This window comes from Mycobacterium simiae (genome assembly GCF_008370645.1).
Taxonomy (GTDB): domain Bacteria; phylum Actinomycetota; class Actinomycetes; order Mycobacteriales; family Mycobacteriaceae; genus Mycobacterium; species Mycobacterium simiae_A.
The window spans coordinates 1-12,713 of sequence record NZ_VTZN01000048.1 but is presented as its reverse complement, the minus strand read 5'-3'; the positions used below and the strand labels follow the sequence as shown (position 1 = coordinate 12,713).

Below are 12,713 nucleotides of genomic sequence, written 5' to 3'. Positions count from 1 at the left end.
AATCACCCCCGGCACCGACACCTTCGCCGAGATCGACAGCAGCGCGCATAAGTGCGAGTGAACATCACGCTCACGTCGATCTCGGCGGAGCGTAGTCAGACGTCGGACGAATAGCGGATGCCGCCGTCAGGAATGCAGACGCCGGGCCACACCCGGGCGCCGCGCAGCAGTTCGCAGCGGGCGCCGATATCGGCGCCGTCGCCGATCACACCGTCGCGAATCAGCGCCCGCGGGCCGATGCGGGCGCCGAAGCCGATGATCGATCGCTCGATCACGCAGCCCGCCTCGACCTTGACACCATCGAAGATGACCGCGCCGTCCAGCCGGACACCGGGGCCGATCTCAGCACCCCGCCCCACGACCGTTCCGCCGATGAGCACCGCACCCGGGGCGACGGCCGCGCCGTCGTGCACCAGCTGCTCGCCGCGGTGACCACGGAGTGCCGGTGACGGAGCGATCCCACGCACCAGGTCCGCCGATCCGCGTACGAAATCTTCCGGGGTCCCCATGTCGCGCCAATACGTGGCATCGACGTAGCCGCAGATCTTGACGTTGGGGTCGGACAGCAACGCCGGGAACACCTCGCGTTCCACCGAAGCCTCGCGGCCCCTCGGAATTCGGTCGATGATCTCGCGCTTGAAGACATAGCAGCCGGCGTTGATCTGGTCGGTCGGCGGATCTTCGGTCTTCTCCAAGAAAGCGGTGACCCGGCCCTCCGCGTCGGTGGGCACACAACCGAACGCCCGCGGGTCGCCGACCCGGACCAGGTGCAGGGTGACGTCGGCCTGGCGGGTGTGATGGAAGTCCAGTAGCTGGCCCAGATCGGCACCGGAGAGGACGTCGCCGTTGAACACCATCACGGTGTCGCAGCGCAGTTTGTCGGCCACGTTGGCGATGCCGCCCCCGGTGCCCAACGGCTGTTCTTCGGTCACGTATTCGATTTGCAAACCCAGCTTGGACCCGTCACCGAACTCGGCTTCAAACACCTCGGGCCGGTAGGACGTACTCAAGACCACGTGTTCGATTTCCGCCGCGGCAATGCGCGACAGCAGGTGGGTGAGGAACGGCAGGCCGGCTGTGGGAAGCATGGGCTTGGGTGCGGACAAGGTCAGCGGCCGCAGCCGGGTGCCTTTGCCGCCGACCAGGATCACCGCATCGACGTGCTGGGGTGCCAACTCAGTGCCGCCCTTCAGCGAGTTTGAGGTCCTTTCGGCGCGAACTACGTACCATCAGCCGGGAGCGCACCGCCAGCGATCCCCGCAGCGTCCAGCGCAACGGGGCACGCCACCATCCGGCGTGCCGGTCTGCCAAGAAGATGTAGGTGCTCTGGTGATGGGCCGCCAGGTGACCTGCCGGGTCGCGTCCTGTCGAGTGGCCCTTGTGGTGCAAGACCTCGGCTGAGGGGACGTAGACGCTGTGCCAGCCGGCTTGGCCGAGCCGATCGCCAAGGTCGACATCCTCCATATACATGAAATACCGCTCGTCGAATCCGCCAACTTGGGCGAAGGCCGAGCGCCGCACCAGCAGGCATGAGCCCGACAACCAACCCACCACCCGTTCACTGGGTTCCAGATGCTCCTGACGGTAGGCCGTGGTCCATGGGTTGCGCGGCCACACCGGGCCGAGCACCGCGTGCATGCCACCACGGACCAGGCTGGGCAGGTGGCGCGCTGACGGGTACACCGACCCGTCGGGGTCGCGGATCAGCGGGCCCAGCGCACCCGCATGGGGCCAACGGTCGGCGGCCTCCAGCAGGGCGTCAATGCTGCGCGGGCCCCACTGGACGTCCGGGTTGGCCACGATCACCCAGTCTTCGAGCCAGTCGTCACCGAGTTCATCGAGCCGGGCCACCGTGCGATTCACCGCGGTTCCATATCCCAGGTTGGCACCCGTCGGCAGCAACCGCACGTTGGGGTAGCGCTCGATGGCAGCCTGCGGCGCTCCGTCGGTGGAGCCGTTGTCGGCCAATAGCACGCTGACCGGCCGCTCGGTGGCCAGCGATAACGACGCCAGAAACCGCTCTAGGTGAGGGCCCGGCGAATAGGTCACCGCCACGACCGGCAAGACGTCAGTCACGCGTAGAGGGTAACGGTCGGTCGGCGGAAACGCCGCTGTAAGCGGCTGCCAACGCCGCGACCAGCGCAGCACGCCAGGGTCGCAGCGGGGTCAAGCCCGCCGCGGCCCACCCCCGGCCACCCAAAGCGGAGTAGCTCGGCCGCGGTGCGGGCCGCGGGAACTGCGCAGTGCTGACCGGGCGCACCCGCTGCGGGTCAGCACCGCATTCTTCGAACACTGCGCGCGCCTGTCCAAACCTGGAGACCGCGCCCTGGTTGGCGGCGTGCAGGAGCCCGCGCACGCCGGCAGGATCTTTGTCGGCGACCTCTAACAGCGCAGCGGCGAGATCAGCCACATAAGTCGGTGAGCCGGTCTGGTCGTCGACCACATCAATCGGACCGTCACCGGCGGCCAGCCGGCGCATCACGGCCACGAAATCCTTACCCGTCCCGCCGGTGTAGACCCAGGCGGTACGTACGACGACAGCCTCCGGTAGCGCCGCGAGTACGGCCGCTTCGCCGGCGAGCTTGCTGCGGGCATACACACCCTGTGGCGCGGTCTTGTCGGCCGGTTCGTAGGGGTGTGGCTCGACCCCGCCGAAGTCACCGTCGAAGACATAGTCGGTGGAGACGTGAATCAACTGGGCGCCCACCCGGGCACAGGCCCGCGCCAGATTCTCGGGCGCGGTCGCATTGACCGCATACGCGCGCCCCTGGTCGCCTTCCGCGCCGTCGACATCGGTGTACGCCGCGCAATTGATCACGATGTCGCCACGTTCGACGATCCGGCCGGCCGCGGCGGCGTCCGTGATGTCCCATTCCGACGACGTCCTGGCCAGCACATCGCGGCCTGCTCGCGCTGCCTCGGCAGCCACAACGCTGCCCAACTGTCCGCCTGCACCGGCGACCACGATCCTGCCCGACATGCGTTCGAGTCTGGCACGCCGAACCGCGTTACCCAGAAAGCGACTGTGGCACAAGTAACCTACAGTGATGCCTGCGCAACGTGTGGTCCGTGTGATTTGTACCGCGTTGGCCGTCGCGATCGTCCTCGGCACCGGACTGGCCTGGACCAACGTCAGATCATTCGAAGACGGCATCTTCCACATGTCTGCGCCCTCGCTGGGACATGGTGGCGATGACGGAGCGATCGACATCCTGCTGGTCGGTCTGGACAGCCGCACTGATGCCCACGGCAATCCGCTGTCCGCCGAGGAACTGGCGACCTTGCGGGCGGGCGATGAGGAAGCCACCAACACCGATACCATCATCCTGGTCCGGATCCCGAACAACGGGAAGTCGGCCACCGCGATCTCGATTCCCCGCGACTCCTACGTCTTAGCACCCGGCCTGGGCAAGACAAAGATCAACGGCGTCTACGGCCAGACTCGCGAAACCAAGCGGGTCAGCCTGGTCCAAGCCGGAGCATCGGCCGCAGAAGCGGCGGCCGCGGGCACCGAAGCGGGCCGCGAGGCCCTGATCAAGACGGTCGCCGACCTCACCGGCGTCACTGTCGACCACTACGCCGAGATCGGGCTACTGGGTTTCGCGTTGATCGCCGATGCCCTCGGCGGTGTCGACGTCTGCCTCAAAGAGCCCGTCTACGAACCACTTTCGGGTGCCGACTTTCCGGCTGGGCGGCAGAAACTCAACGGTCCGCAAGCACTGAGCTTCGTCCGTCAGCGCCATGAGTTGCCCCGCGGGGATTTGGATCGGGTGGTGCGCCAGCAGGCGGTGATGGCCTCGCTGGCCCATCGCGTCATCTCCGGCAAGACGTTGTCTAGCCCGGCCACGCTCAAGCGACTGGAGCAGGCCGTGCAACGGTCGGTGGTGCTGTCGTCGGGCTGGGACATCATTGATTTCGTCAAACAGATGCAGAGCCTTTCCGGCGGCAACGTGGCCTTTGCCACCATCCCGGTGCTCGACGGCGCCGGCTGGAGCGACGACGGCATGCAGAGCGTGGTGCGGGTAGACCCGCACCAGGTTGCCGACTGGGTCGGTGGCCTCCTGCACGAGCAGGACGAGGGTAAGACCGAACAGCTGGCCTACTCGCCCGCCAAGACAACCGCCAGCGTCGTCAATGACACCGACATCAATGGCCTGGCGGCGTCGGTGTCAGAAATATTGACTGCAAAGGGTTTTGCAGCCGGATCGGTCGGTAACAACGAAAGCGGCCACATGAAGGGCAGCCAGGTGCGGGCCCCCAAGACCGATGACTTGGGCGCCCAGGAAATTGCCAAGGAATTGGGCGGGTTGCCGGTGGTCGCTGACACCTCGATACCGCCGGATTCGGTTCGGGTGGTGCTGGCCAACGACTACACCGGACCGGGCTCGGGACTCAGCGGCAGTAGTGTAAACGCCGCGGCGACGGCCGCACAGGCGTCGAACCCCGGGTCTGCAGATACCGCTCCCCCGCCGTCGCCCATCCTGACCGCCGGTTCCGACAATCCGGAGTGCATCAACTGACCACGCTGAGCGCGGCGATCCTTGACCCGTTACTGCGTGCCGACCCGGTCGGCCCGCGGATCACCTATTACGACGATGCTGTTGGCGAGCGCATCGAGCTGTCGGCGGCGACGCTGGCCAATTGGGCCGCCAAGACGGGCAACCTGCTACGCGACGAGTTGGGCGCCGGGCCGGCCAGCCGGGTCGCGGTGTTGCTGCCGGCCCATTGGCAGACGGCGGCTGTGCTGTTCGGGGTGTGGTGGATCGGGGCTGAAGTGGTTTTTCAGGGCCCGGCTGATGTGGCGTTGTGCACCACGGATCGGCTGGGCGAGGCCGACAGCACCGTGCCCGGGGGCGAGGTGGCGGTGCTCTCGCTGGATCCGTTCGGGCGCCCCGCGCCCGACCTGCCGATCGGTGTCACCGACTACGCGACCGCGGTGCGGGTGCACGGCGACCAGATCGTTGCCGAGCGGCACCCCGGGCCGGCACTGGCCGGCCGCTCGGTCGACCAGGTTCTAACCACGTGTGAAAAAGTCTCGGCGGCAGCGGGTTTGACGTCTAGCGACCGGGTGCTGTGCACCGCGTCGTGGGCCGGACCCGACGAGTTGGTGGCGGGCCTGCTGGCGGTGCTGGCGGTCGGGGCGTCGTTGGTGCAGGTGGCCAACCCCGACCCGGGGGCGCAGCAGCGCAGGATCGAATCCGAAAAGGTCACCCGCGTCCTCTGACCGGAAATCGATGCGCGGCTCACACAGGCGCCGACACATGTTGATATTGCTATATTTCGATGTTAATGTCGTCGCCAATGACCCAGCGGAAGAAAGGTTGACACACATGCCGGCTTACGGAGTGTTGGCGAAAGCAGCAACATTGGTGGTCCACGGTGTGGTCGGGGCGGCCGCCTACGACCTCGTTCGGAAGGCCGCGAAGAAGGCACCTGTTCGCGAGGCCGCGGTATCGGCGGCGGAGCTGAGCTTACGCGGGACCCGCAAAGCCGAGGAAGCCGCGGAGTCTGCCCGGCTCAAGATTTCCGACGTGATGGCCGAAGCCCGCGAACGTATCGGCGAAGAGGCACCCACCCCCGCCGTCGGCGTGGCCCACGACCACGACCACTAAGGGTCGATATGGCCCTCGCGATTGCTCAGACAGTCGAAGACCCCAGCCTGGTGTTGGTCTCGGACGCGGCCGGCCGCATGCGGGTCGTGGTCGACTGGGTGCGCAGCAATTCCCGACGAGCCGTAGCGGTCGAAGAGGCCGTTGCCAAGCAGAACGGCGTGCGCGTTGTGCACGCTTATCCGCGCACCGGGTCGGTCGTCGTGTGGTATTCGCCCCGGTGGTGCGACCGCTCCGCGGTGCTGTCGGCGATCAGTGACGCCGCGCACGTCGCTACTGAGCTGATTCCCGCGCGGGCACCGCATTCGTCGGAGATCCGCAACGCCGATGTGCTGCGCATGGTCATCGGCGGTGCGGCACTGGCCCTACTCGGCGTGCGCCGCTACGTATTCCAGCGCCCGCCCTTGCTCGGGCCGAGCGGACGGATGGTCGCCACCGGCGTGACGATCTTCACCGGCTACCCCTTCCTGCGCGGTGCCCTGCGCTCGTTACGCTCCGGAAAGGCCGGTACCGACGCGCTGGTCTCGGCGGCCACCGTCGCCAGCCTCATCCTGCGCGAAAACGTCGTCGCCCTCACCGTGCTCTGGCTGCTCAATATCGGTGAGTATCTGCAGGATTTGACGCTGCGCCGGACCCGGCGCGCCATCTCGGAGCTGCTGCGGGGCAACCAGGACACAGCATGGATTCGTCTGGCCGAGGGCCCAGAGGCCGGCACCGAGGTTCAGGTACCCATTGATAGCGTGCAGATCGGCGACCAGGTCGTGGTTCACGACCACGTCGCCATCCCAGTCGACGGTGAGGTGGTCGACGGCGAGGCGATTGTCAACCAGTCCGCGATCACCGGGGAGAACCTGCCGGTCAGCGTCATCGTCGGCAGCCACGTGCACGCTGGCTCAGTGGTGGTACGCGGCCGCCTGGTGGTGCGCGCCCAAGCCGTCGGCAACCAAACCGCCATCGGCCGGATCATTACCAGAGTCGAAGAGGCGCAACAGGACCGGGCTCCGATCCAAACCGTCGGCGAAAACTTCTCCCGCCGGTTTGTCCCCACCTCGTTCATCGTCTCGGCCATCACCTTGCTGGTGACCGGCGACGTCCGACGGGCGATGACCATGCTGTTGATCGCCTGCCCGTGCGCGGTGGGCCTCTCCACCCCGACCGCGATCAGCGCCGCGATCGGCAACGGCGCCCGGCGCGGCATCCTGATCAAGGGCGGTTCGCATTTGGAACAGGCCGGCCGCGTCGACGCGATTGTGTTTGACAAAACCGGAACGCTCACCGTCGGGCGGCCGGTGGTCACCAATATTGTTGCCATGCACCCTGATTGGGAGCCGGAGCAGGTGCTGGCCTATGCCGCCAGCTCGGAGATCCACTCGCGTCACCCGTTGGCCGAAGCGGTGATCCGCTCGACCGAAGAACGCCGCATCAGCATTCCGCCCCACGAGGAGTGCGAGGTGCTGGTTGGCCTGGGCATGCGGACCTGGGCCGACGGACGGACCCTGCTGTTGGGTAGTCCGTCGCTGTTGCAGGCAGAGCACGTGGAAGTGTCCGAGCGGGCGTCGGAATGGGTTGACAAACTGCGGCGCCAGGCGGAAACCCCATTGCTGCTCGCCGTGGACGGCACGCTGGTGGGGTTGATCAGTCTGCGTGACGAAGTGCGACCGGAAGCGGCTGAAGTGCTGACGAAGCTGCGGGCCAGCGGGGTTCGCCGGATTGTGATGCTCACCGGCGACCATCCGGAGATCGCCAAGGTAGTCGCCGAGGAGCTGGCGATCGACGAGTGGCGCGCCGAGGTGATGCCGGAGGACAAGCTCGAGGTAGTCCGCGAGCTGCAGGACGATGGCTATGTCGTCGGGATGGTCGGTGACGGCGTCAACGATGCGCCGGCGCTGGCCGCCGCCGATATCGGGATCGCGATGGGGCTGGCAGGTACCGATGTCGCCGTCGAAACCGCCGACGTCGCGTTGGCCAATGACGATTTGCACCGGCTGCTCGATGTGCGCGACCTGGGGGCGCGGGCGGTCGATGTGATCCGGCAGAACTACGGCATGTCCATTGCTGTCAACGCCGCCGGGCTGCTCATCGGTGCGGGCGGCGCGCTATCCCCCGTGTTGGCTGCGATCCTGCACAACGCGTCGTCGGTGGCGGTGGTGGCCAATAGCTCCCGGTTGATCCGTTACCGCCTGGACTGACCCGTGGTTAGCAGCCGCAGTCGTGGCCGCGCCAGGACCGCACGCCCTGCCACACCGCAACACCGGCAATAGCCAGCCCGATCGCCGGATCGACCCACCAGCCGTTCGGCCAGGCGGCGGTGATCGCCAAGCCGAGTAGAACTCCGGCGGCCTGGGCGGCGCACAGGTAATTCTGGGTGCCCTCGCCTTCGGTGGCTCCCGATTTGAGGCGCGCGCCCAGGGTGTGGTTGGCCCAGCCGAGAATCGGCATCAGCACCAACGCGATGGCCGTCAACGCAATGCCCAGCACCGAGGTTTCGGCGTGCTGCCGGTCGGCCAGGTGTCGGACCGATTCGGCGGCGATGTATGGAGCGGTCAGCCAGAAGGACACCGCGACTCCGCGTTGCGCGCGCCGTTCGGCGGTTTCCGACAAGGTGCGATCGCCGGTGAAGCGCCATAGCACCATCGCGCTGGCCAGGCCCTCAGACCCGCCGCCGAGCGCCCATCCGGTCAACGCCACCGACCTTACCGCCAGCCCCTCCCAAAGCCCGATGCCGCCTTCGATGAGCAACACGGCCAGGCTGACCCAAGCCAACCGGCGCGCCCACCCGGCGTTGTGCTGCCATTCCGCGTCTCGTCCCGCGGGCACCGCGATAGCGGGCGCGGGCCCGTCACAGCAGCCGGTCTGCGGCGGGATCGAGGTCTCCATCCCGACGATGTTAGAGGCAAGACCGGCCCGCCACCGGGTTCGCCAGCCCAGCCGGCGCGCCGCCGACCCTTCGCTTCTGATTAATCTGACTAGCCAACGGCCACATTAGGGAAGGCCCGCCGATGTCGACCGACAAGCCCGCCAAGCCGCTCGATGGTTTCCGCGTTCTTGATTTCACCCAAAACGTCGCCGGGCCGTTGGCCGGTCAGGTGCTGGCCGACCTGGGTGCCGAGGTCATCAAGATTGAGGCGCCGGGTGGGGAGGCGGGCCGCCAGATCACCGCCGTGCTGCCCGGACGCCCGCCGCTGCCCTCGTACTTCTTGCCTAACAACCGGGGAAAGAAATCGGTGACCGTGGACTTGAACACTGCAGAAGCTAGGCAGCAGATTCTGCGGCTGGCCGATACCGCCGACGTGGTGCTGGAAGGGTTTCGCCCCGGCGTCATGGAACGCATGGGGCTAGGTCCCGACCACCTGCGGGCCCGCAATCCGAAGCTGGTTTACGCGCGCCTCTCGGCGTTCGGTGGTAACGGCCCGCACGGCAGCCGGCCAGGCGTCGACCTGATGGTCGCCGCCGAGGCCGGGATGACCACCGGGATGCCCACGCCGGACGGCAAACCGCAGATCATCCCGTTCCAATTGGTCGACAACGCCAGCGGCCACGTGCTGGCTCAGGCAGTGTTGGCCGCGTTGCTCAACCGGGAGCGCCACAGGGTGGCCGACACTGTGCGGGTGGCCATGTATGACGTCGCGGTGGGGCTCCAGGCTAACCAGCTGATCATGCACCTCAACCCCCCCAGCGATGACTGTCCGAAAGCCAAGCAAGCACCAAAGGCCCAGCGGCGCAAGGGCGTCGGGTTTGCCACGCAACCCTCGGACGCGTTCCGGGCCGCCGACGGATACCTGCTCATCAGCGCGTATGTGCCCAAACACTGGCAGCAGCTGTGCCACCTCATCGGCCGGCCCGATCTGCTGGACGACCAGCGCTTCGCCGACCAGCGCGCGCGGGCGATCAACTACCCGGAATTGACCGACGAACTTCAGTCGGCACTGGCCACCAAGACCGCAGCCGAATGGGTAAAGCTGCTACAAGACGGCGGTCTCATGGCCTGCCTTCCGTACACCTGGAAACAGGTCGTCGGTACACCGCTGTTCGCGGAGAACCAGCTCGCCGTCGAAGTCAACGGTGGCGACAGCGCCGTCACCGTGATCCGCACGCCGGTACGCTACTCTAGCTTCGACGCCGTGGTCACTGCTGCCCCACCGGCACCCGGCCAGCACAACGACACGTTTCTGGCCGAACCTTAACTTCCTCTGTCACGCGACATCGCTTCCTTTGAATTGCCAATGAATCAACACGACGTTTCCCGGATTCGAGGTGGCGAGCGAGGAGGATTTGTTTTAGCCGCCTCCGGGCGGCTTCACATGTTTGTTGCACACAAATATGAGTTATCGGCTTCCGACACTCGGTGGACACTTGATTGACACACCACGTTCAGGCCGGTTTCAGTCCGGTGCGAGAGGGTCGTCAGCTCGGGGTTGCCGGCCCACCCCGGACGACCTGATCGGCCGGATTCGAGGAGTCAAGCAATGAGCACCGCTGTTGGCAATGCCGTTGACGCGCCCGCATCTCGCTCACGAACCATTCTTGCCAATCTGCGGCACGACCTTCCGGCATCGCTCGTGGTATTCCTCGTTGCGCTGCCGCTTTCGCTGGGGATCGCGATCGCGTCCGGGGCGCCGCTGGCCGCCGGTTTGATCGCTGCGGTGGTGGGCGGCATTGTCGCCGGGGCACTTGGCGGGTCGGCGGTTCAGGTCAGTGGCCCGGCTGCGGGTCTGACCGTGGTAGTCGCCGAACTGATCGATTCACTCGGCTGGCCGATGGTGGGTTTGATGACCATCGGGGCGGGCGCATTGCAGATCGCATTCGGCGTGAGCCGGATGGCCCGCGCTGCGCTGGCGATCGCGCCGGTCGTGGTGCACGCGATGCTCGCCGGCATTGGTATCACCATTGGGTTGCAGCAGATTCATGTCTTGATAGGTGGTTCGTCACGAAGCTCCGCGTGGGACAACATTGTGGCGTTGCCCAGCGGCCTGCTTCATCACGAACTGCACGAAGTGATCGTCGGCGGGACAGTGATAGCCATCTTGTTGTTGTGGTCAAAGCTGCCGCCCAAGGTGCGAATGGTGCCCGGGGCACTGGTGGCCATCGTCGCCGCGACTGCGTTGTCGCTAGTAGTGAACCTGCAGGTCGAGCGAATTGACCTGTCGGGCAACTTCTTCGAAGCCATTAGCCTGCCCCGGCTAGCCGAGACCACCCCCAGCGGACAACCCTGGAGTCACGAAGTCAGCGCCATCGTGTTCGGAGTCATCACCATCGCTTTGATCGCCAGCGTCGAATCACTGCTGTGCGCGGTCGGCATTGACAAATTGCACAGCGGCCCGCGGACCAACTTCAACCGAGAGATGATCGGGCAGGGCAGCGCAAACATGTTGTCCGGATTGCTGGGCGGGCTGCCGGTCACTGGGGTCATCGTGCGCAGCTCAGCCAACGTGGCCGCCGGCGGCCGCACCCGGATGTCGGCGATATTGCACGGTGTATGGATCTTGCTGTTCGCCTCGCTGTTCACCAACCTAGTCGAACTCATACCCAAAGCAGCGCTGGCCGGTTTGCTCATCGTGGTTGGCGTTCAGCTGGTGAAGTTGGCACACATCCAAGTTGCTTGGCACACTGGCAATTTCGTGATCTACATGGTCACCATCGTGTGCGTGGTGTTTCTGAACTTGCTGGAAGGCGTGGCCATTGGACTTGTTCTGGCGATCATCTTTCTACTAGTCCGGGTGGTCCGAGCGCCCATTGAAGCCAAGCCGGTAGGAGATGAGGCCAAGCACTGGCGCGTCGATATTGACGGCACGCTGAGCTTCTTGCTCTTGCCCCGGCTGACTCATGTGCTTTCGACGCTGCCGCGGGGATCCGATGTGACGGTGAACCTGAACGCGGATTACATCGATCACTCGGTCTCCGAAGCCATCGACGATTGGAAGACCGCCCATGAGCTGACCGGCGGAACGGTAACCATCATCGAGACGTCACCTGCGAACATGATCAGCGCACATAGCAGTCCGCCGAAACGTCACTTCACGTCGCGATCGCTACGCGAACCGTGGACGTCCCGGCGCGATAACCACCGCGGCGCCGACGCGTCGATTCGCCACGGTGTTGCGGAATATCACCGCAACGGTATCGGCACTTTGCACCACCACGTGCCCGAGCTGGTCGATTCGCCGAACCCGGACACGGTGTTTCTCACGTGTGCCGACTCGCGGATCATGCCGGACGTGATCACGGCCAGCCGACCGGGCGACCTGTACATCATCCGTAACGTCGGCAACCTGGTACCGACCGATCCCACCGAACGTTCAGTCGATGCCGCCCTGGACTTCGCGGTCAACCAACTTGGCGCGCACTCGGTTGTGGTCTGCGGACATTCGTCATGTCGCGCGATGCAAGCATTGTTGGAGGGTGGCGCCAACGACCCGGCCACTCCCATCGGCCGCTGGCTCGCACATGCCCACGACGGCCTAGCTGCGTTCCACAACCATCATCCGGCGCGCGCCAGCGCCGCCTCCGAAGGCTTCGGCGAACTCGACCAGCTCACCATCGTGAACGTGGCTGTCCAGCTGGAAAGGCTCGCCCACAACTGCGTTTTGGCTCCGGCAGTGGCTTCCGGTGCAGTACACCTCGTCGGGATGTTCTTCGATTTCTCTACCGTCCATGTGCACGAGGTGGACCAAAACGGCATCGTGGCCCCCGCCGCGCGCGCCGCCACACAGTAGCCACTCGACTCGGTGCAAGCCGCACCACCTGCAAGAAGAACTCGTCAATCGGCCCACCGCGGTCATCCCTCGAACAATCCGTCGGTGAGCAACAGCCCCGAGGGGGGTTCGGGAACCACGCCCAGCGGGACGGTGATCCAGGCAGGCGGGTTGGCCATGTTGGCCATGTTAGAAGGTGATGAGTTCGGTGGCGGTGCCCCGGTACCGATGCTGCCGTCCGGTTGGGAGCGCGCTTAGGCTTAGGGCGCCTCATCAAGTGGAGCGGCCATTGACGCCATTGACATCGCTGACGCCCGATGCGTAGTGCCGGCATAGGTTGCACTACCTCAACAAGGGTCAAGGCCGGGGAACCTCAGTGGTCCCGCTCGTAAGTTCGTTGGGGGTCGCCCAC

Annotated in this window: 11 protein-coding genes; 7 read left to right on the top strand and 4 right to left on the bottom strand. The window is 65.8% G+C overall.

The window, feature by feature from the left end; translation table 11 throughout:
• Nucleotides 1–95 precede the first annotated feature (95 nt).
• From F0Q45_RS10135 to rfbD, 3 genes are read right to left on the bottom strand one after another with little or no spacing between them, the layout of a single operon-like run.
• Nucleotides 96–1,175 (bottom strand): sugar phosphate nucleotidyltransferase, encoded by a 1,080-nt coding sequence (locus F0Q45_RS10135; protein WP_149653825.1) that lies wholly within the window; start codon nucleotides 1,173–1,175, stop codon nucleotides 96–98.
• Between the two features lies 1 nt (nucleotide 1,176).
• Nucleotides 1,177–2,076, bottom strand: coding sequence for a glycosyltransferase family 2 protein (locus tag F0Q45_RS10130; RefSeq protein ID WP_149653824.1), 900 nt, complete (start codon nucleotides 2,074–2,076; stop codon nucleotides 1,177–1,179).
• A complete protein-coding gene (gene rfbD, locus F0Q45_RS10125; RefSeq protein WP_149653823.1) occupies nucleotides 2,069–2,980 on the bottom strand; it encodes a dTDP-4-dehydrorhamnose reductase in 912 nt (303 codons plus the stop codon). The genes F0Q45_RS10130 and rfbD overlap by 8 nt, the downstream gene beginning before the upstream one ends.
• Nucleotides 2,981–3,044: 64 nt before the next feature.
• Here rfbD and F0Q45_RS10120 point away from each other — a divergent pair, with 64 nt between their 5' ends.
• The 4 genes from F0Q45_RS10120 (at nucleotide 3,045) to ctpC (ending at nucleotide 7,798) form a co-directional block, all read left to right on the top strand.
• Nucleotides 3,045–4,520, top strand: a complete 1,476-nt coding sequence (locus F0Q45_RS10120) for an LCP family protein (RefSeq protein ID WP_149653822.1) — start codon at nucleotides 3,045–3,047, stop codon at nucleotides 4,518–4,520.
• Nucleotides 4,508–5,224: a TIGR03089 family protein gene (locus F0Q45_RS10115; protein WP_188112860.1), complete on the top strand. Its 717-nt coding sequence runs from the start codon at nucleotides 4,508–4,510 to the stop codon at nucleotides 5,222–5,224. The genes F0Q45_RS10120 and F0Q45_RS10115 overlap by 13 nt, the downstream gene beginning before the upstream one ends.
• A 106-nt stretch (nucleotides 5,225–5,330) precedes the next feature.
• Nucleotides 5,331–5,612, top strand: coding sequence for a DUF1490 family protein (locus F0Q45_RS10110; protein ID WP_149653821.1), 282 nt, complete (start codon nucleotides 5,331–5,333; stop codon nucleotides 5,610–5,612).
• A gap of 8 nt (nucleotides 5,613–5,620) precedes the next feature.
• The gene (gene ctpC, locus F0Q45_RS10105; RefSeq protein ID WP_149653820.1) at nucleotides 5,621–7,798 is read left to right on the top strand and encodes a manganese-exporting P-type ATPase CtpC; all 2,178 of its coding nucleotides are present in this window, start codon (nucleotides 5,621–5,623) and stop codon (nucleotides 7,796–7,798) included.
• Between the two features lie 7 nt (nucleotides 7,799–7,805).
• On the opposite strand, the gene F0Q45_RS10100 is transcribed toward ctpC, so the two are convergent.
• On the bottom strand, nucleotides 7,806–8,486 hold the full coding sequence (locus tag F0Q45_RS10100; RefSeq protein ID WP_149653819.1) for a cation transporter: 681 nt from the start codon (nucleotides 8,484–8,486) through the stop codon (nucleotides 7,806–7,808).
• A 122-nt stretch (nucleotides 8,487–8,608) separates the two neighbouring features.
• Here F0Q45_RS10100 and F0Q45_RS10095 point away from each other — a divergent pair, with 122 nt between their 5' ends.
• The 3 genes from F0Q45_RS10095 to F0Q45_RS29175 all read left to right on the top strand — a co-directional run bounded on the left by F0Q45_RS10095 (nucleotide 8,609) and on the right by F0Q45_RS29175 (nucleotide 12,559).
• On the top strand, nucleotides 8,609–9,793 hold the full coding sequence (locus tag F0Q45_RS10095; protein ID WP_149653818.1) for a CoA transferase: 1,185 nt from the start codon (nucleotides 8,609–8,611) through the stop codon (nucleotides 9,791–9,793).
• A 282-nt stretch (nucleotides 9,794–10,075) separates the two neighbouring features.
• Nucleotides 10,076–12,322 (top strand): SulP family inorganic anion transporter, encoded by a 2,247-nt coding sequence (locus F0Q45_RS10090; protein WP_149653817.1) that lies wholly within the window; start codon nucleotides 10,076–10,078, stop codon nucleotides 12,320–12,322.
• Nucleotides 12,323–12,454: 132 nt separating this feature from the next.
• Complete coding sequence (locus F0Q45_RS29175) at nucleotides 12,455–12,559, top strand: hypothetical protein (RefSeq protein ID WP_373424948.1); 105 nt, start codon at nucleotides 12,455–12,457, stop codon at nucleotides 12,557–12,559.
• The last annotated feature ends 154 nt before the right edge of the window (nucleotides 12,560–12,713 follow it).

Bases quoted from the DNA above. Each gene is read 5' to 3' on its own strand.
- F0Q45_RS10095 (WP_149653818.1), top strand. From the start codon at position 8,609: ATGTCGACCGACAAGCCCGCCAAGCCGCTCGATGGTTTCCGCGTTCTT.
- F0Q45_RS10090 (WP_149653817.1), top strand. From the start codon at position 10,076: ATGAGCACCGCTGTTGGCAATGCCGTTGACGCGCCCGCATCTCGCTCA.
- rfbD (WP_149653823.1), bottom strand. From the start codon at position 2,980: ATGTCGGGCAGGATCGTGGTCGCCGGTGCAGGCGGACAGTTGGGCAGC.
- F0Q45_RS10100 (WP_149653819.1), bottom strand. From the start codon at position 8,486: ATGGAGACCTCGATCCCGCCGCAGACCGGCTGCTGTGACGGGCCCGCG.
- ctpC (WP_149653820.1), top strand. From the start codon at position 5,621: ATGGCCCTCGCGATTGCTCAGACAGTCGAAGACCCCAGCCTGGTGTTG.
- F0Q45_RS10110 (WP_149653821.1), top strand. From the start codon at position 5,331: ATGCCGGCTTACGGAGTGTTGGCGAAAGCAGCAACATTGGTGGTCCAC.